Annotated in this window: 19 protein-coding genes and 1 pseudogene; 10 read left to right on the top strand and 10 right to left on the bottom strand. The window is 63.8% G+C overall.

The features are described from left to right. Nucleotides 1-64: 64 nt before the first annotated feature. Nucleotides 65-1,534, top strand: coding sequence for a M48 family metalloprotease (locus X739_RS138270; RefSeq protein WP_023773918.1), 1,470 nt, complete (start codon nt 65-67; stop codon nt 1,532-1,534). Between the two features lie 16 nt (nt 1,535-1,550). Here the strand turns inward: X739_RS138270 and X739_RS138275 are convergent, their stop codons facing one another. Next, on the bottom strand, nt 1,551-2,414 hold the full coding sequence (locus tag X739_RS138275; protein ID WP_023773919.1) for an RNA polymerase factor sigma-32: 864 nt from the start codon (nt 2,412-2,414) through the stop codon (nt 1,551-1,553). A gap of 302 nt (nt 2,415-2,716) precedes the next feature. On the opposite strand from X739_RS138275, the gene X739_RS138280 reads away from it, so the two are divergent. The 3 genes from X739_RS138280 (at nt 2,717) to X739_RS138290 (ending at nt 5,072) form a co-directional block, all read left to right on the top strand. Beyond that, nucleotides 2,717-3,490 (top strand): amino acid ABC transporter substrate-binding protein, encoded by a 774-nt coding sequence (locus X739_RS138280; protein ID WP_023773920.1) that lies wholly within the window; start codon nt 2,717-2,719, stop codon nt 3,488-3,490. A gap of 134 nt (nt 3,491-3,624) precedes the next feature. Beyond that, nucleotides 3,625-4,305: an amino acid ABC transporter permease gene (locus X739_RS138285; protein ID WP_023773921.1), complete on the top strand. Its 681-nt coding sequence runs from the start codon at nt 3,625-3,627 to the stop codon at nt 4,303-4,305. Further along, a complete protein-coding gene (locus X739_RS138290; RefSeq protein WP_023773922.1) occupies nt 4,302-5,072 on the top strand; it encodes an amino acid ABC transporter ATP-binding protein in 771 nt (256 codons plus the stop codon). The genes X739_RS138285 and X739_RS138290 overlap by 4 nt, the downstream gene beginning before the upstream one ends. A 79-nt stretch (nt 5,073-5,151) precedes the next feature. Here the strand turns inward: X739_RS138290 and X739_RS138295 are convergent, their stop codons facing one another. The 7 genes and pseudogenes from X739_RS138295 to X739_RS01000000166780 form a co-directional block, all read right to left on the bottom strand. After that, nucleotides 5,152-5,733: a CarD family transcriptional regulator gene (locus X739_RS138295; protein ID WP_015315301.1), complete on the bottom strand. Its 582-nt coding sequence runs from the start codon at nt 5,731-5,733 to the stop codon at nt 5,152-5,154. A gap of 369 nt (nt 5,734-6,102) precedes the next feature. After that, nucleotides 6,103-6,441: a ferredoxin FdxA gene (gene fdxA / locus X739_RS138300; protein ID WP_015315302.1), complete on the bottom strand. Its 339-nt coding sequence runs from the start codon at nt 6,439-6,441 to the stop codon at nt 6,103-6,105. A gap of 227 nt (nt 6,442-6,668) precedes the next feature. After that, complete coding sequence (locus X739_RS138305) at nt 6,669-7,055, bottom strand: RNA-binding S4 domain-containing protein (protein ID WP_023773923.1); 387 nt, start codon at nt 7,053-7,055, stop codon at nt 6,669-6,671. Nucleotides 7,056-7,065: 10 nt separating this feature from the next. After that, entirely contained in the window at nt 7,066-10,425 is a 3,360-nt protein-coding gene (locus X739_RS138310) for a helicase-related protein (protein ID WP_023773924.1), read from the bottom strand. 231 nt (nt 10,426-10,656) lie between these two features. Further along, a complete protein-coding gene (locus tag X739_RS1000000169705) occupies nt 10,657-10,959 on the bottom strand; it encodes a hypothetical protein (RefSeq protein ID WP_156939419.1) in 303 nt (100 codons plus the stop codon). A 171-nt stretch (nt 10,960-11,130) separates the two neighbouring features. Then, entirely contained in the window at nt 11,131-11,856 is a 726-nt protein-coding gene (gene phbB, locus X739_RS138315) for an acetoacetyl-CoA reductase (protein ID WP_015315305.1), read from the bottom strand. Between the two features lie 106 nt (nt 11,857-11,962). Next, nucleotides 11,963-12,903: pseudogene (locus X739_RS01000000166780) on the bottom strand (acetyl-CoA C-acyltransferase). An 86-nt stretch (nt 12,904-12,989) separates the two neighbouring features. Here X739_RS01000000166780 and X739_RS1000000171270 point away from each other — a divergent pair. Next, nucleotides 12,990-13,118 carry a hypothetical protein gene (locus tag X739_RS1000000171270; RefSeq protein ID WP_023773926.1) on the top strand — a complete coding sequence of 43 codons (129 nt, stop codon included), beginning with the start codon at nt 12,990-12,992 and terminating at the stop codon, nt 13,116-13,118. Nucleotides 13,119-13,199: 81 nt separating this feature from the next. Next, a complete protein-coding gene (gene phaR, locus X739_RS138320; RefSeq protein WP_023773927.1) occupies nt 13,200-13,808 on the top strand; it encodes a polyhydroxyalkanoate synthesis repressor PhaR in 609 nt (202 codons plus the stop codon). A gap of 20 nt (nt 13,809-13,828) precedes the next feature. On the opposite strand, the gene X739_RS138325 is transcribed toward phaR, so the two are convergent. Beyond that, nucleotides 13,829-14,971 carry a citrate synthase gene (locus X739_RS138325; RefSeq protein ID WP_023773928.1) on the bottom strand — a complete coding sequence of 381 codons (1,143 nt, stop codon included), beginning with the start codon at nt 14,969-14,971 and terminating at the stop codon, nt 13,829-13,831. A 93-nt stretch (nt 14,972-15,064) separates the two neighbouring features. Between X739_RS138325 and X739_RS138330 the strand changes: the two genes are divergently transcribed. Both X739_RS138330 and X739_RS138335 read left to right on the top strand, forming a co-directional pair. Continuing rightward, nucleotides 15,065-16,153, top strand: a complete 1,089-nt coding sequence (locus X739_RS138330) for a citrate synthase/methylcitrate synthase (protein WP_023796329.1) — start codon at nt 15,065-15,067, stop codon at nt 16,151-16,153. Nucleotides 16,154-16,372: 219 nt separating this feature from the next. After that, complete coding sequence (locus X739_RS138335) at nt 16,373-17,503, top strand: patatin-like phospholipase family protein (protein ID WP_023773929.1); 1,131 nt, start codon at nt 16,373-16,375, stop codon at nt 17,501-17,503. A gap of 252 nt (nt 17,504-17,755) precedes the next feature. On the opposite strand, the gene X739_RS1000000171265 is transcribed toward X739_RS138335, so the two are convergent. Continuing rightward, nucleotides 17,756-17,878: a hypothetical protein gene (locus X739_RS1000000171265; RefSeq protein ID WP_023784811.1), complete on the bottom strand. Its 123-nt coding sequence runs from the start codon at nt 17,876-17,878 to the stop codon at nt 17,756-17,758. Between the two features lie 27 nt (nt 17,879-17,905). Here X739_RS1000000171265 and X739_RS138340 point away from each other — a divergent pair, with 27 nt between their 5' ends. Both X739_RS138340 and X739_RS138345 read left to right on the top strand, forming a co-directional pair. Continuing rightward, nucleotides 17,906-18,118, top strand: a complete 213-nt coding sequence (locus tag X739_RS138340; RefSeq protein WP_023773930.1) for a hypothetical protein — start codon at nt 17,906-17,908, stop codon at nt 18,116-18,118. Nucleotides 18,119-18,332: 214 nt separating this feature from the next. Next, the gene (locus X739_RS138345; RefSeq protein ID WP_023773931.1) at nt 18,333-19,508 is read left to right on the top strand and encodes an efflux RND transporter periplasmic adaptor subunit; all 1,176 of its coding nucleotides are present in this window, start codon (nt 18,333-18,335) and stop codon (nt 19,506-19,508) included. Nucleotides 19,509-19,569: the final 61 nt, after the last annotated feature.

Below are 19,569 nucleotides of genomic sequence, written 5' to 3'. Positions count from 1 at the left end.
CATGTGGTCATGCGCAGGGACCTGAAAGGAAGCCGTTCTGGCGATCGGCGTTGACAGGCTACGAATGAACCCGCTGGCGCGCTTTATGGCGCTGGCCGGCTTTGCCGTGGCGCTGGCAAGCTGCCAGATGTTCACGCCTCCGGAAGTGCAGGAATCAGGCTTCCAGCCATCCGACAAGCCGATCACGGTCGACAATGTCGCCGCCAACAACAAGCTCGCGGAACTCGCCAAGGCGCAGCATCCGCGCATCCTGGCGACCTATGGCGGCGAATATTCAGATCCCAAGCTCGAACGCATGGTGGCCAAGGTGGTCGGCAATTTGACCGTGGTGTCGGCGAACCCGACCCAGACCTACCGCATCACCATCCTCAATTCGCCCAACGTCAACGCCTTCGCGCTGCCGGGCGGCTATCTCTACATAACGCGCGGCCTCTTGGCGCTGGCCAATGACTCGTCCGAGCTCGCCGCCGTCATCGCGCATGAGATGGGCCACGTCACCGCCAATCATGGGCTGCAGCGCCAGCAGCTGGAGGCCGAGGAAGGTCTGGCGACCAAGGTCGTTTCCGATGTGCTTGGCGACAGCCCGACCGCCAAGGCTGCACTTATCCGCGGCAAGCTCAGGCTGGCGCAGTTCTCGCGCAACCAGGAGCTTGAGGCTGACGCCATCGGTATCAAGTCGATCGGCGAAGCCGGCTACGATCCCTATGCCGCCGGCCGCTTCCTGCAGTCGATGTCGGCCTATACCGATTTCCGCTCGATCAGCGGCGCCACCGACGCCAGCCTCGACTTCCTGGCGACGCACCCCAACACGCCGCAACGCATCGATTTGGCACAGCGTCACGCCCGACAGTTCGGTGCGCCCGGCTTCGGTACACGCGACCGCGATTCCTTCCTCGCCGGCATAGACGGCCTGCTTTACGGCGACACGCCGGAAGAGGGCTATGTGCGCGGTGAAACCTTCCTGCATCCAGGCTTGGGCGTGTCGTTCACGGTGCCGGACGGTTTCATCATCGACAATTCGGCGGCGGCGGTGACGGCGACCGGCCCCGGCGATATAGCGATCCGCTTCGACGGTGTTTCGATAGACAAGAATCGCGCCCTGACCGACTATATCAGAAGCGGCTGGGTGGCCGGCCTCGACGACAGCACCGTCAAGCAGGAAACCATCAACGGCAATGAGGCGGCGACCGCGCATGCAGGCGCCGAAGGCTGGCAGTTCGATATCGCCGTGATCCGCGCCGGCGGTCAGGTCTACCGATTGCTGACGGCCGCCCCTTCGGCCAGCACCTCGCTTGAAACGGTGGCGCGCTCGGTCAGCGGCTCCTTCCGCATCCTCAGCCCCGCCGAGAAGGCGGCACTGAAACCACTGCATATTCGCGTGCTCACCGTGCAGCCGGGACAGACGATGGGGTCGCTTGCCGCGCAGATGGTTGGCGTCGACCGCAAGCTCGACCTGTTCCGCGTGCTCAATGCGCTGTCGCCGGGGGCCGCGGTTTCGGCCGGCGACAAGGTCAAGATCGTCACCGACAAATAAAAGCTCGAGCGGGAGATCAGGCGGCCGTCGCCATGAATTCCGGATTCTGCTTCACCAGGGCGACCTTGAGCTTTTCCATGGCGCGCGCCTCGATCTGGCGGACACGTTCCTTGGAGATGCCGAGCGTCTCGCCGAGCGCCTCTAGCGTGGCCCCCTCATCATTCAGCCGGCGTTCCTCGATGATCCTGAGTTCACGCGCGTTGAGCGCGTGAAGCGCTTCCTTGAGCCAGAGCGAGCGGCGCGCGACATCGATTTTGTCGCCGACAATTTCGTCGGGCAAGGGATCGTCCGAGACCAGAAAATCCATCCGCTCGGTGCCGCCCGCATCGTCGGCCAGCGGTACGTTCAGCGAAGAATCCGGAGCCGACAGCCGTGAATCCATCATCGCCACATCAGCCTCGGAGACACCAAGCGCAACCGACACCTCGCGGTAGAGATTTGTATTGGACAGCGGCTCGGCGCCGTTCGCCAGACGCGCACGCAAGCGTCTGAGATTGAAGAACAGGGCTTTTTGCGCCGAACTGGTGCCGCCGCGCACAATCGACCAGTTGCGCAGGATGTAGTCCTGCATCGAGGCGCGGATCCACCACGTCGCGTAGGTCGAGAACCGCACCTCGCGCTCCGGTTCAAAACGTGCGGCGGCCTCCAGCAGTCCGACATGGCCTTCCTGAACCAGATCGCCGAGCGGCAGCCCGTAGTGGCGGAATTTCGAGGCCATGGAAATAACCAGCCGCATGTGGGCAACCGTGATGCTGTGCAGCGCGTTCTGGTCGTTGTTTACTTTCCAGAGCAATGCCAGCCGATGCTCCTCCTCGCGCTCGAGATAGGGCGCCTTCATTGCCGCGCGGACCATGATCCGTCCTGCCGTGTCTTCCATCATAAGGCGCTCCGTGGCTCGGCGAGGCAACTTGGCAGACACCGGCTTGAAATGACGGCGGCGTGCCCTACAACAGCCAAAACTGTCATGCGCGGGAAAGGTTCCGCCGGTGCGGGCAGGGCGAGCGCTAGCGTCCGCGCAGTTGTCTGGAACTTCCGAGCTTGCGAGTAAATTCCTTCCGGAGAATTTGATTTCCGAGAGACGCTCTCTTTGAAATTTCATTCCTTATTTTTTCGATCGGCATCTGCCATTTTCCAGCCCTCACAGCATGCCGGGTTACCGGCCAAGGACGGGATCACAGAAAAATGAAATGGCTCAAATCACTCATCATCGCCGGAACGTTGCAGGCCCTGGCCATCGCATCGGCCCACGCCGGCGCCAATCTCGACCAGATCAAGCAGGCCGGAGTCATCAAGGTCGGCACGGAGGGCACCTACGCTCCGTTCACCTACCATGACGCTTCCGGTGCGCTGGTTGGCTTCGATGTCGAAATCGCCAAGGCGATCGCCGATAAGCTCGGCGTCAAGGCTGAGTTCCTCGAAGGCAAGTGGGACGGGCTGATCGCCGGCCTCGATGTCAACCGTTATGATGCCGTCATCAACGAAGTCGGCATCACCGACGCCCGCAAGGCCAAGTACGACTTTTCCGATCCCTATATCGCTTCCAAGGCAGTGCTGATCGTGCGCGGCGACAACACCGACATCAAGACCTTCGCCGACCTCAAGGGCAAGAAGGCGGCGCAGTCGCTGACATCCAATTTCGGCAAGCTGGCCGAAACCAATGGCGCCGAACTGGTCGGCACCGACGGCTTCGACCAGTCGATCCAGCTGCTTTTGACCGGCCGTGCGGACGCTACGATCAATGACAGCCTGTCGTTCCTCGACTTCAAGAAGCACAAGCCGGACGCCAACGTGAAGATCGCCGCCCAGGAAGAGAATGCCGATTACTCCGGCGTCATCGTTCGCAAGGGCGATCCGGAGCTGGTCGCTGCCATCAACAAGGCGCTGGCCGACATCAAGGCCGACGGCACCTACCAGAAGATCGCAGACACCTATTTCGGCCAGGACGTCTCGAAGTAGTTCACCAAGAAGGGCCGGCTGTCGCCCTGCCACGCATCCAGCGGCGAGCCGTCTTTGACGGCTCGCCGCTTTTGTCGTGATATGGCTGACGCATTCGCGCTTCGATGACGCCCTTCCATTCCGGAGGATATTTCGTGCCGCACTGGCTGCAACTGATGCTGGACTCGCTGCCTTCGCTGCTGTGGGCAGCGTTGATCTTTACGGTGCCGCTGACGCTGCTGTCCTTCGTGCTCGGCCTGACGGTGGGGCTGGGCGCGGCGCTAGGCCGGCTGTTCGGCCCGAAGCCGCTGGTGGCGCTCGTGCGCTTCTATGTCTGGATCTTCCGCGGCACGCCACTCCTGGTGCAGCTCTTCCTGATCTTCTACGGCCTGCCGTCGGTCGGCATCCTGCTTGACGCCTTCACCGCGGCGCTGATCGGCTTCACGCTAAACATCGGCGCCTACACGTCGGAAATCATCCGGGCAGCCATCGGCTCGGTGCCCAAGGGCCAGTGGGAGGCCGCCTATTCCATCGGGATGACCTGGGGCCAAGCGATGCGGCGCACCATTCTGCCGCAAGCCGGACGGGTGGCGGTGCCGCCGCTCTCCAACACCTTCATCTCGCTGGTCAAGGACACGTCGCTGGCCGCCGCCATCACCGTTCCGGAGATGTTCCAGGCGGCGCAACGCATCGTCGCCACCACCTACGAGCCGCTCATCCTCTATGTCGAGGCGGCGATCCTCTATCTGGCGATGAGTTCGGTGCTGTCGGCCTTGCAGACGCGGCTGGAGGAGCGGCTCAACCGCTATGGCGGCTTCCTGGAGGCACGCTCATGATCAGCCTCACCAACATCGAAAAGCGTTTCGGCGACAATCTCGTGCTGAAGGGGGTGACTGTCGCCATCGCCGAAGGCAGCGTCACCGCGCTTGTCGGCCCTTCCGGCGGGGGGAAAAGCACGCTGCTGCGCTGCATCAACCTGCTGGAGATCCCAACTTCGGGCACGGTGCGGATCGGCGACGAGACGCTTGAGTTCCGCCCGGGCGGCAAGGTCTCGGCGGCGGACATAAGGCGTCTGCGCCTGCAGACCGGCATGGTGTTCCAGAATTTCCAGTTGTTTCCGCATCGCACCGCCATCGAAAATGTCATGGAAGGCTTGGTTACGGTGCTCAAATGGTCGCCGCAGAAGGCGCATGAGCGGGCACTCGCGCTGCTGGAGAAGGTCGGCATGGTGCATAAGGCGGATGCCTGGCCGGCGACGCTGTCGGGCGGCCAGCAGCAGCGCGTGGCGATCGCCCGTGCGCTGGCGCCGTCGCCGAAGGTGCTGCTGTGCGACGAACCGACTTCGGCGCTCGACCCGGAGCTGGCGCAGGAGGTGGTCGATGTGCTGGGTCAGCTCGCCAGCGAGGGAACGACCATGGTGATGGCGACGCATGATTTGCGCCTGGCCTCCAAGATCGCCCAGGAGGCGGTGTTCCTCGACGCCGGCACCATCGTCGAGCAGGGGCCATCCGCCAAGCTGTTCGGCAATCCGGAGCGCGAACGCACCAAGCGGTTCATCGCCACGCTGAAGCAGGAGGCGGCGGAGAAGGACGGAGGCGCATAGGCGCGACAATCGCGGCCTTCCCCAAATACAAAAAACCCGGCGCGAGGCCGGGTTTTCGTCAACTTGAGTGCGAAAAAGCTCAGGCAGCTTCTTCCTGCTCGGCTTCCTCATTGTCGGCCTTGGCGCCACGCTTAGGGCCTTTGTTGAGGTTGACCTCGATCAGGCGTACGGCTTCGGTTTCCGACATGCGGTTGACGGCCGCGATCTCGCGGGCCATGCGGTCGAGTGCCGCCTCGTAGAGCTGGCGTTCGGAATAGGACTGCTCCGGCTGGTTATCGGCGCGATAGAGGTCGCGCACGACCTCCGAAATCGAGATCAGGTCGCCCGAATTGATCTTGGCATCATATTCCTGGGCACGGCGCGACCACATGGTGCGCTTGACGCGGGCGCGGCCCTGCACGACCTTCAGCGCGCGCTCGACATAATCCTCCTCCGACAGCTTGCGCATGCCGATCGAGGTCGCCTTGGCAACCGGCACCTTCAGGCGCATCTTGTCCTTCTGGAAGTCGATGACGAACAGTTCCAGCTTGTGGCCGGCCACTTCCTGCTCGTCGATCGAGACGATCTGGCCGACGCCATGCGCCGGATAGACGATGAACTCGCCGGTCTTGAAACCGTGACGTGCAGCTGTGGACTTCTTCTGCGGGGTGATCGTTGCCATTACGCCCTGAACTCCTTGTTGTGGGCCGGCGGCGGTGCCGGCTGAACTCACGTGACCGGGGTCACCGATCATTAGCCGCACAACAGATGAACCCACCGGAAAAGCCGGGACCGGCAAACCGCAAGAATTGCGACCGCCTGGCCCAGATCGCTCTGGTCCGAAATGGGATTTTCACCTTTCAGTGATTTGGGGCGTCTGCGCCATAAATCGACGTTGTGTCACCGGCATGTTTCGCTGATGTAACACAAAAAGTCGGAAGAATCAAGGTTTTGCTACGTAAGCGGAGGCCACAACCAATCGCCGCCTGTCAAGGCGGTTAATCCGGCGTGCCTGTTACGCTGCGTCATACAAGCCTTTACAGCGGCGTTGTCAATCGCCTTCGCCGGGCTCGGCGGAGAAGTATTTCTCGAATTTGCCGGCCTCGCCGTCGAAGCTCTTGGCGTCGGCGGGCGGCTCCTTCTTGGCGGTGATGTTGGGCCATTTATCGGCATATTCGGTGTTGATCTGCAGCCATTTGTCGAGGCCGGACTCGGTGTCGGGCTTGATCGCGTCGGCCGGGCATTCCGGCTCGCAGACGCCGCAGTCGATGCACTCGTCGGGATGGATGACGAGCATGTTCTCGCCTTCGTAGAAACAGTCGACCGGACAGACCTCGATGCAGTCCATATATTTGCATTTGATGCAGTTGTCGGTCACGACATAAGTCATCGGTCGGCTCCGGGATGTCCCGTTTTTGCTGGCTTTTTCCGTGAGGTAACGCCTTTATCGGCTGCTTGCAAGAGTAGCCATTCCCACTGGCGCCAGAGTTTGGGAATTGAATTTCAGATCGGCGGTGCCGGGACGGTCCCACACCCCTCACCGACGTTCGTTTGCCGGTCCAAATCTGTTTTGGTTGCCGTTGCCGCGGGAGAGCACATCCGCGTCGATCGACAGGCTCAATCTTCGTCGCGCAATCGGTCGGTCTGGCGACGCTCTTTTTTGGTCGGGCGGCCGCTGCCTGCCTCGCGCATCGCCGGGATAGCATCGGGCGGGGTGTCGCCTTTCGGTGCGGGCGGGGGCGACATGTCTTGATAAAGAGTGCGAGCTTCCTCGGACGGGCCGCGCCGCGCGCCTGCGCCGAGCACCTTCCAGACGAAGATACGCCGGTCGAGCGTGATGGTCAGCACGTCGCCTGGCTTGACCAGATCGGAGGCCTGCGCTGCTTTGTCGCGATTGATGCGAACACGGCCGGCGACCACCAATTTGGCCGCGAGCGAGCGCGATTTCACCGCGCGCGAGAAGAACAGCCATTTGTCGATGCGCTGACGGCCTTCAGCAACCATCGAAGCGAATTTACTTCTTCAATTGGTCGCGCAAGGCGGCGAGCTTGGCGAAGGGCGAGTCCGGATCGAAACGTACCGGGCGCTCCTCGCGCGGCTTGGGCTGGAAGGCGGGCTTTCCGCCGCGATCGGCACCCTTGCCTTCCGGCCTGCCGCCCTTCCAGTCTGGCCGGCCTTCGCGGCGCTCGGGACGCTCGCCCTGCGGGCGGCCGTCGTGGCGCTCAGCGCCCTCAGCTTGCGGTTTGGGCTTGTACTTCGAGCGGTCGAAGCGCGGCTTTCCGGCGCCGTCGCGGCGTCCTTCGTGTGCGGGACGGTCCGCCGGCGCGTCTGTTGCCTGTTCGCCGCCGGCCGGCGCGTTGCTTCGGCCGCGCGCCTGTCCGTTTTGCGGCCGGTTGTTGCGGCCGTCGCGATGACGCGGACGCTGGTCGAAGCGACCTTGGCGCCACAGCAGGATCGGCTTTGGCGCTTCGGCTTCCGGCACGGGTTCACCGGCGGCTTCCGCCACGGCAGCTTCCGTCGATGCGGAGGCTTCGACGGCGGGCTCCGCCGCTGCGGTTTCCTCGGTGAGTGCCGCGTCAACCTCGGCGGTTTCAGGTTCGGCCCACGGCTCAACCGGCGCCGGCTCGGCGACTTCGACAGCGGCTACAGGCTCCTCCGCAACTTCAGCGGTGGCTTCCGCCTGCTCTTGCGCGACGGTTTCCACCGTCGCGTCGGCTGCGACTTCGGCTGGAACCCGTGTCTCCACGGCGGTTGCCGCATCCGACACCAGTTCGGCTCCCTCGGCGGCCGGCGAAGCCGCCGCTTCCGCCGCCTTGGCTTGTTCCGCGCGGGCTGCTTCTTCGGCTGCCTGCCTGGCCGCGGCGGCTTCCCGCGCGGCATTGTCCTGCGCTTCCAGCCGTGCCTTGACTTCCGCGGCCGGCTTCGGCTCGGCGCGATAGCCGAGACCCTTGAGGATCTCTTCCATGTCGTCGGCGGTTGCGCCAAGGATCGACATCATCGGCGGCGTCACCATGAATGACTGGCCGTCATAGGCGCCGTCCGGACGCTGGCCAAGGCCGGGCTTCCAGTTGGTCGCCGGGCGGATCAGGTCGGCCAGCCGCTCCAGAATGTCGATGCGCACGGCGCGGCGGCCGAGATTGCGGTACCCAGCGAGCTTGTAGAAGGCTTTGTCGAAGGCCGGGTCGATGACAACAGAGGTGCGGCCCGAGGCCAGCGAGTGGACGACGTCGCCGAAGCCTGGCTTGTCCTTGCCGTCGTTCTTCAGCGCCCAAAGCAGCGTCACCAGCCCAGCGGGTGCCGGCTTGATCAACGCCGGCACGAACACGTGGTATGCGCCGAAGCGGACGCCAAGCCGGCGCAGCGCCGCGCGGCCTTCCTGGTCCAAGGATTTCATCTCTTCGGCGATGTCACGACGGTTAATGAGGCCGAAATTCTCGACCAGCTGGAAAGCGATGCCACGGCCGATGCCGGAAATCTGCTCGGCGTTTTTCAGATCGACCAGCGGCTTCAACAACGACTCGATCTGGAAATTGACGAAGCGTTCGGCGCGCGCCGCGACCTTGTCGCGCGCCGGGCCCGTCAGCTGTTCGTCAGCCAGCAACACCAGGCGCGGCTTCAGCGCGTCTTCGCCCGAGACCAGCGTGCCTATCGGCGCGCCGATCCAGCGCAGCGTGCCGTCCGAACCGAGCGCGAGATCGCCATTGGCGCAGGCGCCGAAGCGCTCCGCGCGTGCCTCGAACTCGGCGGCAAGCGCCTTTTGCGCGGCAGTGCGCACGGCCTTGGCGTCTTCGCCGCCGGCGGTCTGGTCGGCGGTGAAGCGGAACCCTTGCAACTCGCCGACATGATGGCTTTCGACAAGGACGGTTCCGGTAGGACTGATTTCGGCTTCAGGCATGGTATTTTCTCTAAGGCGCCGCATGAGGACGGAAGTCCTGCGGTCTACGAAGCGTTTCGTCAACCGCTCATGCAGCGCATCCGACAATCTGTCTTCGATTTCGCGCGTCTTTTCCTGCCAGTGTGCCTGATCGGCCAGCCAGCCGGGCCGGTTCGACACGAATGTCCAGGTGCGGATCTGGGCGATGCGGTGCGACAGCGTGTCGATGTCGCCCTCGGTGGTGTCGGCGCGGCGCACCTGTTCGGCCATGTAGTTCTCGTCGACATGGCCCTGCCGGGCGAGGTCCATGTAGATCGAGGCGATGAGGTCGGCATGCTGGGCAGGCGCGATCTTGCGATAGTCGGGCAGGGCGCAGGCTTCCCACAGCAACGCCACGCGCTTTGCATTGGTGGCGAGCGCGCGGATGTCTTCGTCGCGGGAGAGATGTTCGAGCGCTTGCGCATCGACGGCCGGCAGCGCGCGTGTCAGGCCCTCGACCGGCGCGTTGGTTTCGATCGAGCGCTTCAGCGCATCAAGGCTGGCGAAATCGAATTGGGCGGTGCGCCACTGCAGCACCTTCACCGGGTCGAAGTCATGGCCCTCGATCTTCTGGACGAGATCCTCGTCCAGCGGATCGACCTGGCCGGTGACGCCGAACGTGCCGTCGCGAAGATGCCGGCCGGCGCGGCCGGCGATCTGGCCGAGCTCGGCTGCCGTAAGATTGCGGTACTGGTAGCCGTCGAACTTGCGGTTCTGGGCGAAGGCGACATGGTCGAGGTCAAGGTTGAGGCCCATGCCGATCGCGTCGGTGGCAATGAGATAGTCGACATCGCCCGACTGGAACAGCGCCACCTGGGCATTGCGAGTGCGGGGCGACAGGGCCCCGAGAACGACGGCCGCACCACCCTGCTGGCGGCGGATGAGTTCGGCGATGGCATAGACCTCGTCGGCGGAGAAGGCGACGATCGCGGTACGCCTGGGCAAGCGGGTCAGTTTCTTGGAGCCGGCATAGGCCAGATGTGACAGCCGCGGCCGCGTCACTACGGAGATGCCTTTCAGCAGCCGCTGGAGAATGCCGTGCATGGTGGCCGCGCCAAGCAGCAGCGTCTCCTGGCGGCCGCGCAGATGCAGGATGCGGTCGGTGAAGATATGGCCGCGCTCGAGGTCGCCGGCCAGTTGCACCTCGTCGATGGCAACAAAGGCGGCGTCGGTTTCACGCGGCATGGCTTCGACGGTGCAGACCGAATATTTGGCGCCCGGCGGCTGGATCTTCTCCTCGCCGGTGATCAGCGCCACTTTGTTGGCACCGACCTTTTCGCAGACGCGCGTGTAGACCTCGCGGGCCAGCAGCCTCAGCGGCAGGCCGATGACACCGGTTTCGTGCGCGACCATGCGCTCGATGGCGAGATGGGTCTTGCCGGTATTGGTCGGCCCAAGCACGGCGGTCACGTCGCGGCCCGACAGGATCAGCGGCTCGGTGTGTTTCGGCTGGATGTTCATCGGCTCGGAAATAAGGCTTTCTGGCCTCTCGTGGTCGGGAGCGTGCCAGGGTGGCGCGTATGACAGCCGACACATAGGGTTTTCGGGCGCGAAGCGAAAGCAGAATGTTCCGGCAGGGTTCCGCAGACACCCGCCTCACTCCGCAAATCAGCCCTGCTTAACAGTTGGAACGAGTCTGGAACGAATCAGCGACGAATCGGCGACTCCGCCAGATTCAGCTTTTGTTCACGGCTAGATATGGATTTTGGGACCACGAGTCTCACCACATGCTGAATCGCCGAACTGGCCCGTTTTATGCTGGGCGGGTCCTGCCGTTAACTTCCGCCGGGAACAATGAGGGGGAGTCGGTGCGCGCTCGGATAAGCTTATGAAACTGTTAATCTTTCTAAACTCGACGTTAAAGAATAGCAGCTTATCGCGGCCATTAATCTTAACATTGGGCTCAAAGCCGGAACGAATCGGCGACAAAGCAGCGCCGGCCGTATTTTCTGCTTTTGTTCTCTCAATATCTTGTGTTGTGAACAGCTTATCCACCGAGAATCCAAAGGCTTAACCACAGGGTTCGCACAGACGCGCCTACCGGCATTAACCTTTGCGTGCCGAATTGGGGCATTGCGTAACAGCCATTTGGAAACGGACCGATTTCCGGTCCGCTTATCGCAGGTGCTTATGGATCCGCAGCCTTGGACCGCGCGAGCAGACGTCTCAGACGAAGTACTGGCCGCCATTGGCGGTGAGGGTCGAGCCGGTGATGAAGCCGGCATCTTGCGAAGCGAGGAAGACCACGCAGCGCGCGATCTCTTCCGGCTCGCCAAGACGGCCGACCGGGATTTGCGGGATGATGCGCTCGTTGAGCACCTTTTCGTCGATCGCCTTGACCATCTCGGTGGCGATGTAGCCAGGGCAGATGACGTTGACGGTGATGCCCGCGCGGGCGCCTTCCTGGGCGAGCGCCTTCGAGAAGCCGATGTCGCCGGCCTTGGCGGCGGAGTAATTGACCTGACCGGCCTGGCCCTTCTGGCCGTTGATCGAGGAGATGGTGATGACGCGGCCGAACTTGCGGTCGCGCATGCCGCCCCACAGCGGATGGGTCATGTTGAAGACACCGGACAGATTGGTATCGATCACCTCTTTCCACTGCTCGCGGGTGATCTTGTGGAACATGGCGTCGCGGGTGATGCCGGCATTGTTGACCAGCACCGAGACAGGGCCGAGGTCGGCTTCGACTTGTTTGATACCGGCCGCGCAAGCGTCATAGTCGGCGACCGACCATTTGTAGACCGGAATGCCGGTCTGCGCCTTGAACTTCGCCGCCGCCTCGTCGTTGCCGGCGTAGTTCGCGGCAACCGAATAGCCGGCGTTCTTCAAAGCGATCGAGATCGCCGCGCCGATGCCGCGCGATCCACCCGTGACGATTGCAACCTTGGTCATGCATTTCCCCTTCTTAAATCGCCCTGTTGTCGGGCTTGGCAGGCACTGGACTTACCATAGGCACCACATGTGAAACGGGCGGCTTGCGCCGCCCGTCCAAAGTCTATCAGAAAGCCTCCACGCACATGGCGACGCCCATGCCGCCGCCGATGCATAGGGTGGCCAGCCCCTTCTTGGCGCCGCGTCGGCGCATTTCGAAGACCAGCGTGTTGAAGATGCGGGCGCCCGAGGCGCCGATCGGGTGGCCGATGGCGATGGCGCCGCCATTGACGTTGACGATCGAGGGATCCCAGCCCATGTCCTTGTTGACGGCGCAGGCCTGTGCGGCGAACGCCTCATTGGCCTCGACGAGGTCGAGATCCCCTGCCGACCAACCGGCTCGTTCCAAGGCCTTGCGTGAAGCGGGAATGGGTCCGGTGCCCATGATCGCCGGATCGACGCCGGCGGTCGCCCAGGAGGCGATGCGCGCCAGCGGGGTGATGCCGCGCCTGGCGGCTTCCGTTTCGCTCATCAGCAGCGCGCCGGCGGCACCGTCATTGATGCCGGAGGCATTGGCGGCCGTCACCGTGCCATCCTTGTCGAAGGCCGGCTTCAGCTTTGTCATGGCGTCGATCGTGGCGCCGTGGCGGATGTATTCGTCCTGATCGACAACCGTGTCGCCCTTCTTGCCCTTGATGGTGAAGNCAGCGACATCGATTCCTGGCCGCCGGCAATGATCACCTTGGCGTCGCCGGTGGCGATCTGCTGCATGCCGAGCGCGATGGCGCGCAGGCCCGAACCGCAAACCTGGTTGAGGCCCCAGGCGGTGGTCTCCTTGGGCAGCCCGGCAAGCATCGAGGCCTGGCGGGCCGGGTTCTGGCCTTGCGCCGCGGTCAGCACCTGGCCAAGGATAACCTCGTCAATCTCGGCCGGTTCGACCCCGGCACGCGCCAAAAGTTCCTGGACGACGACGGCGCCGAGCTCATGCGCGGGCGTCGCGGCGAAGGCGCCGTTGAAGGAGCCTACAGCCGTGCGCGCGGCGCTGGCAATGACGATGGAAGCGGACATTTTCTTCTCCAGACTTCAAGGGTGTGGTTGTGCCGTTGAGGACTTTTCTTGCCCTTTCCCAACCCCAAGTCAAACCGGAAATCGGCATGGCGCCGATGCGCCGCAAATGGGCCGCGCATCGCGGTGCCGGCGGTCCGGTCGCTGCCGCGCAGCATATTTTGCCTGCCATGCAGCATTATATGATGCCGCAGTGCACAAACTGCTTGGAATTATGAGGCTTTTGCGCATATCCTCAAAAAGGGCGCAATCGTTACCGGCTGCTTACTGAGGCGTGCCGGTGTCCGGGGAGGATGCAGATGGCCGCAAAAGACGACCCTATCATTATCAAGAAATACGCCAATCGCCGCCTCTATAATACGGGGACGAGTACGTATGTGACGCTCGAGGATCTGGCCGAAATGGTCAAGAAGGGCGAGGAGTTCACCGTTCAGGACGCCAAGACCGGTGACGACATTACCCATCCGGTACTGACCCAGATCATTTTCGAGCTGGAGAACAAGGATGGGCAGAACATGCTGCCGATCCCGTTCCTGCGCCAGTTGATCGCTTTCTACGGCGATCAGATGCAGATGATCGTGCCGAGCTTCCTCGAGCAATCGATGATCGCCTTCTCCAAGGAACAAGAGCGGTTCCGCGAGCAGATGAAGGGCGCCATCGGCAAGTCGCCACTGGACGTGATGAAGATGGCGACGCCGATCAAGGCACTGGAAGAACAGACGCGCCGAAACATGGAAATGTTCCAGAACGCGATGCGGCTGTTCACGCCTTTTCCGCCGGCGGGCTCGGCTCCGGCAGCGGCCCCCGCCGAGCCGGCCAGGAAGGAAGCGGCTGAGAAGTCCGACGATCTGCAGCAGTTGAAGGACCAGATCGCGGCCATGCAGCGCAAGCTCGACACGATGTCGTGAGCGCATAGCGCTCACGCGATTTATGGCAGCAATCCCTCATAGCGGCCGCGCGGCCGGATGATGCTGCCGCTCACGATCTGTTCGACCAGATGTGCCACCCAGCCGACGCTGCGTCCAAGCGCGAAGAGGTGGAACGGTGCATCGCGCTTCAAGCCAAGGCCGTGCGCCAGCACGGCCAGGGCAAAATCGATATTCGGTTGGGCGCCGGTCGCCGCCATGGCGGCGGTTTCCAGCGACCGCAATGTTTCGTTGGTGTTGTCGAAGTCCGCCAGAAGCGCCGTGGCCCGGGGATCGCCCTCGGGATAGAGCTGGTGGCCGAATCCCGGCAGTGGCCGGTCGTGGCCAAGCCAGCGCCGGACCGCGGCATCGGCGCCATGCCGCATAGCGTCTTCGGCGAGTTGCATCACCGCTTCGCCGGCGCCGCCGTGGCGGGGACCGGACAGTGTCGTCAGGCCGGCCAGCAGACAAGCGGCGGGCGACGCTCCGGTCGAGGCCGCGACGCGGGCCGCGAAGGTCGACGCGTTGAGTTCGTGATCGGCAAGCAGCACAAGCGCACGCCGGATCGCATCCGCGCCATCGTCGTCCACCGACCAGCCCCGCGCCAATCGCTGGTGCACTGGTTCCGGCCCCGCCTCGGCACCGAGGGCGCTGGCCAGCACGCCGATCGCGTGCGCGGCATCGGTGCACAGCGAGGCAGCATTTCGTCCAAGCGAAGGCCGCGCCTGGCCGGCAAGCGAAGCGAGTTGCACAAACGCCTGGGCGCGGCCGGTCGGGCGCGGCGCATCTGGTGGCGATGCTTCGAAATGGACCGGGCCGGACAGAGCCCAGAGCAGTCCAGCGGTTTCTTCCAGCGTGGCATGGTCGGACAGCGCAACGGCATCCCGGCCCCGATAGATGAGGCTGCCGTGCCAGACGGTCGAAATCGCGGTGACGAGCGACGGCTCGCCCCAGGCGATCGCGCTTTCGGCGATGGCCGAGGGGCTGCGTCCGCGCGCCCTTCGGGTTGCCAGCGCCGCGATGTCGTCGGCGCGGTACTGGCTGCGGCGCGGATCTGCCCGATCCGGGCGCATGCCGATGCGCCCGCGGCTGACATAGGCATAGAGCGTCTGCGGCCTCACCCTGAGCCTTTCCAGCGCCTCTTCCCGCGACAACCATTCGGACATATCGAGCTCGGATATTGATTCTATTGATCAAGATTGATGCTTATGGCGTCCATCCTTATCTCCCACCGGGAAAAGCTTCAAGGAGACAAGGCCATGGCGAATGGGCTCGATGATGTGGTGGCGGCCGAAACCGTGCTGTCCGACGTGGATGGCCTGGGCGGCCGCCTGACGATCCGAGGCCATTCGCTTGGGGACTTGGCTGGACGATGGAGTTACGCCCGGGTCGTCCGCCTGCTGCTGGGCGGCTTCTTCGACGATCTGCCCGGTGACGCCGTACTGGCGGCACGGTTGGGCGAGGCACGCGTCGAGGTTTTCGACCGGCTCGCGCCTTCGCTGCCCCTGCTGGCGCCGCTCGAACTCTACAGCGCCATGCGCGCCGGCATGGCTTTGCTGCCGGATGGCGAAACGCTGGCCGACGCCTTGCGGCTGATCGCTGCGCCCGCGGTGCTGACGCCGGCCCTGCTGCGCCCGCGGCGCGGCGATCAGCCGATCGCACCCGACGGCAAGGCGGACCATGCCACCGACATGTTGAGGATGCTCAGGGGAACGGTCCCGTCGCCGGCATCGGCAAAGGCGCTCGACACCTATCTGGTGACCGTTTGCGATCATGGCCTCAATGCCTCGACCTTCGCCACCCGCGTCGTCGCTTCGACCCTGGCCGGCCTGACATCGTCGGTGCTGGCCGGGCTTAGCGCGCTCAAGGGGCCGCTGCATGGCGGCGCGCCCGGCCCGGTCATCGACATGCTCGACGCCATCGCCGCGCATGGCGATGCGGCCGGCTGGCTGCGCGACGAGATCGCGCATGGCGAACGCATCATGGGCTTCGGTCACCGCATCTACCGCGTGCGCGATCCGCGTGCCGATGTCCTGAAAGCGGTGGTGCGCACGCTTGGCGGTGAGGGTGACACCGGCAGGCGGCTGGCTTTCGCCGAGACGGTCGAGCAAGCCGCGCTCGACGTGCTTCGGACTGCTAAGCCGCAGCGTTCGTTGCAGACCAATGTCGAATTTTACACCGCTCTGGTGCTGGAAGCGGCAGGGTTTCCGCCCGAGGCGTTCAGCAATGTCTTCGCAGCCGGGCGTGTTGCCGGATGGGTCGCGCATGCGCGCGAGCAGCAGACCACCGGAAGGCTGATCCGTCCGCAGTCACGCTATATCGGGCCTGTGCCGGACCTCGTCGCCTAGCTCCCATTTACCGGGCTTCATGCCCGTTTCGAAAGCTGCGGTTTCTCCCATGCAGCGGATTGGCCTTTCGCATGACCGAAATTTCATGTGATCACGCGACCGTGTTCGTGTTCTTGCCTTGATCCATTCTTATATGCTGCACTGCAACATAAGCTGGCGATAGCTGCTTCCTTCGAATGACGTAGGGGCGGGCCGGCGTATCAGGATGACAGAAACGCCATGACGAAGAACGGCAAGGTGGAGGAAAAGAAGAAGATCAACATCGCTCTCCAGGGTGGCGGCTCGCATGGCGCCTTTTCCTGGGGCGTGCTCGACCGGTTGCTGGAGGATGACAGGCTGGAGATATCGGCGGTGTCCGGTACCAGTGCCGGCGCGATGAACGCGGTGGCGCTGGCTGACGGTTTTGTCAGGGGCGGGGTCGAGGGCGCGCGCAGGAAGCTGGACGATTTCTGGCACGCGGTGGCCGCGAAGGGACGGTTCAGCCCCGTGCAACGCATGCCCTGGGATGTCGCCTGGGGCAATTGGTCTATCGAGAACACGCCGGGCTATGTCTTCTTCGACACCATGTCGCGGGTATTCTCGCCCTATGTCGCCAACCCGCTCGGCCTCAATCCGCTGCGCGACGTGGTCGCGCGGGAGATCGATTTCGGGAATGTCCATGCCTGCAAGTCGATGGAACTGTTCATCTCCGCCACCAATGTCGAGACAGGGCAGTTGCGAGTGTTTTCCGATGGCGAGATCGATCTCGACGCAGTAATGGCCTCGGCCTGCCTGCCGCAACTGTTCCGTGCTGTCGAGATCAAGGGCGTGCCCTATTGGGATGGCGGCTATGGCGGCAACCCGGCGCTCTATCCGTTCTTCAAGACGGCGGCGACCGAGGACGTGCTTCTGGTGCAGATCAACCCGGTGGTGCGCGAGGGAACACCAAAAAGCGCCAACGAGATTCAGAACCGCATCGACGAGATCACCTTCAATGCCGGGCTGCTGCGCGAATTCCGCTCGATCGCCTTCGTCAAGGAACTGATCGCCGCCCGGCGTCTGCCGCATGGCGAATACCGGGACATCCGCATGCACCGCATCGATGCCGACGAGGCGTTCAAGGATCTGTCGGCTTCGTCCAAGGTCAATGCCGAATGGGCGTTCCTGACCTATCTCAGAGATCTCGGCCGCACCGCCGCCAGCGACTGGTTGGAGGAGAACTACGACGCCGTCGGCAAGCATGCCACGCTCGATCTCTCGGGCGAACTCGACGACGGTTTCAAGCCGGTCCGCGGTCCAGCACCGGGCCGCCGGGTCAAGGAGTTTCTTGCAGCGCGCAAGAACCCGGAGGCGGAGCGCCGTCGGGCCTGAGCCCGCCGGCTGGCTCCACGGCAGTGTCGCCGGCAGCATGGCGGGTCTCCGGAGCAGCGCGTGTCCAGCGCTGCTGGCGTGACAGCAACCTTGGCGTGCGGAAGAGCCGTCATCATGCTGACGCCTGCTGCCACTCACGGTCAGATGGCGCCGGCCGGGAGACGTTCGAAGGGGTCGGGTGCGATGCTCGATACAGAATTGCGATTGGGACGAAATACACCCGGTGTTCCCGCACCTGTCTCGCGCCGGGCCCTATGTCGCGCGTATCGGGACGCGATGGTCCAGGATGTGATAATGCGGCACCATTGGTATTTTCAGCATCTGGCTCGACGTCGGTGCGTTGGCGGGGGCGAGCCTGATCTGAGCGATTGCCATGCCTCTTTTCCGAGCGATTCCAGCCCTTTGGCCCGTGTTGGTGGTGTCTCGGCCATCGCCCCGTCGCCGATCGCGCTGACGCGGATCGCGGGTTCGTGCCTGCACTTCGATCAGCGACGCGATGCGGATCGCGGCTGTAGTTCGGAGACGGCCGGACGGGCCTATGGCGAGCCGGGCGGGTCCCCAGCGGTCGACATTTCAGAGCCGGATCGTGAACCGGCGGCCGGCTTCACCAAGTAGCCTGGCAAGTCACGAAGGACCGTTTCATGACGGCCCAACCTTGTTCGGCTACGCAATGCTGCTGCAACTTTGGGACTATATTGCGATGCAACTTTGATGTAGAAGCGCGCTCGCCGATCACGGCAATTTGAACACGGTCAAGCGCGCACCCATATCGGCGACGCGCCCGCGTCATCAGACGCGGTGCTGGCCGACCCGTAGTGGAAAAATGACGATGCCTAAAATCAGGTTTCACAAGCTTGCAGCCATTGTTGTGCTCATCGGTTTCGCGGCGTGGATGGCGACGGGCGAGTTCTCGTCGGTCGGCAGCGTAGCGGCGAACAAGGCCAAGGCAGCCGAAGTCGAGCAGGGCAATAGGCCGGACGCGAGCAAGCCGAAGACGGCGGAAGCCGAACCGAAGGCCCCGCTGCGTACCGTCGCCGTGGTGACGCCGCCGCGCAAGACCTATGCGCGCGCCATCCGCATTTCCGGGCTGACCGAAGCCGACAAGCGCGCGGTGCTGGCAACCCGCGTCGCCGGCGTCATCGACAAGCTGCCGGTCAAGCAGGGCGACCACGTCAAGACCGGCGACCTGGTGCTGATGCTCGCCGCCGAGGAAAAGATCTCGATGGTCGACAATGCCAAGCAGCTTGTCGCGCAGCGCAACGCCGAACTCGATGCCGCCGAGCGGCTGGCCAAGACAGGCAATTTGCCGAAGCTGCAGCTCGACACCGCCCGTTCCAACCTGACCCAGGCGCAGTCCCAGTTGGATACCGCGCAGGCCGAGCTCGACCGCAACGAAGTGAAGGCGCCGTTCGACGGCGTCATCGACCGGGTGCCGGTGGAACTCGGCAGCTCCGTCATGCAGGGCGGCGAGGTGGCGACGATCCTCAAGCTCGACCCGGTGATCGCGCGCGGCGAAATCAGCGAGCGCGACCTCGGCTATCTCAAGATCGGCGACAAGGCCAGCGTTCGGCTGGTCAGCGGCCAGACCGTCGAAGGCACCGTGCGCTATATCAGCCGAGACGCCTCGTCGGCGACCCGCACGTTCCGTGTCGAGATTGCCATCCCCAATGCCGATGGCTCGGTGCCGGCCGGCATGACGGCCGAAATCCAGCTCAGCGCGTTGCCGACCGACGCGGTGCTTTTGCCGCGCTCGGTGGTGACGCTGGGCGACAAGGGCGATCTCGGCATCCGCGCCGTCGGCAAGGACAACAAGGTGGCGTTCTTTCCGATCGATCTGGTCGACGATACGCCGACCGGTCTCGTGCTTGGCGGCATCCCGGCCGATGCGCGCATCATCGTTGCCGGCCAGGAACTGGTGAAGGAAGGCGACGAGGTCCATCCGGTCGAGGCCGATCAGGCGACCATCAAAAAGCTGATCGGCGAAGCCACCGCCGGGACGCAGTAGCGCGTGGGCGCCGGCGCCGGACCCTGTCCGGCGACAGCATGTCCGTTCGCCACTCCCGAAA

The sequence above is a fragment of the Mesorhizobium sp. LNHC209A00 genome (assembly GCF_000502915.1).
Classification (GTDB): Bacteria; Pseudomonadota; Alphaproteobacteria; order Rhizobiales; family Rhizobiaceae; genus Mesorhizobium.
Note: the sequence above shows the minus strand (reverse complement) of the source record. Positions and strands in the feature narration are given on the sequence as shown.

Bases quoted from the DNA above. Each gene is read 5' to 3' on its own strand.
- X739_RS138270 (WP_023773918.1), top strand. From the start codon at position 65: ATGAACCCGCTGGCGCGCTTTATGGCGCTGGCCGGCTTTGCCGTGGCG.
- X739_RS138275 (WP_023773919.1), bottom strand. From the start codon at position 2,414: ATGATGGAAGACACGGCAGGACGGATCATGGTCCGCGCGGCAATGAAG.
- X739_RS138280 (WP_023773920.1), top strand. From the start codon at position 2,717: ATGAAATGGCTCAAATCACTCATCATCGCCGGAACGTTGCAGGCCCTG.
- X739_RS138290 (WP_023773922.1), top strand. From the start codon at position 4,302: ATGATCAGCCTCACCAACATCGAAAAGCGTTTCGGCGACAATCTCGTG.
- X739_RS138295 (WP_015315301.1), bottom strand. From the start codon at position 5,733: ATGGCAACGATCACCCCGCAGAAGAAGTCCACAGCTGCACGTCACGGT.
- fdxA (WP_015315302.1), bottom strand. From the start codon at position 6,441: ATGACTTATGTCGTGACCGACAACTGCATCAAATGCAAATATATGGAC.
- X739_RS138305 (WP_023773923.1), bottom strand. From the start codon at position 7,055: ATGGTTGCTGAAGGCCGTCAGCGCATCGACAAATGGCTGTTCTTCTCG.
- X739_RS138310 (WP_023773924.1), bottom strand. From the start codon at position 10,425: ATGAACATCCAGCCGAAACACACCGAGCCGCTGATCCTGTCGGGCCGC.
- phbB (WP_015315305.1), bottom strand. From the start codon at position 11,856: ATGACCAAGGTTGCAATCGTCACGGGTGGATCGCGCGGCATCGGCGCG.
- X739_RS1000000171270 (WP_023773926.1), top strand. From the start codon at position 12,990: ATGGCGCCGATGCGCCGCAAATGGGCCGCGCATCGCGGTGCCGGCGGT.
- phaR (WP_023773927.1), top strand. From the start codon at position 13,200: ATGGCCGCAAAAGACGACCCTATCATTATCAAGAAATACGCCAATCGC.
- X739_RS138325 (WP_023773928.1), bottom strand. From the start codon at position 14,971: ATGTCCGAATGGTTGTCGCGGGAAGAGGCGCTGGAAAGGCTCAGGGTG.
- X739_RS138330 (WP_023796329.1), top strand. From the start codon at position 15,065: ATGGCGAATGGGCTCGATGATGTGGTGGCGGCCGAAACCGTGCTGTCC.
- X739_RS138335 (WP_023773929.1), top strand. From the start codon at position 16,373: ATGACGAAGAACGGCAAGGTGGAGGAAAAGAAGAAGATCAACATCGCT.
- X739_RS1000000171265 (WP_023784811.1), bottom strand. From the start codon at position 17,878: ATGGCAATCGCTCAGATCAGGCTCGCCCCCGCCAACGCACCGACGTCG.
- X739_RS138345 (WP_023773931.1), top strand. From the start codon at position 18,333: ATGCCTAAAATCAGGTTTCACAAGCTTGCAGCCATTGTTGTGCTCATC.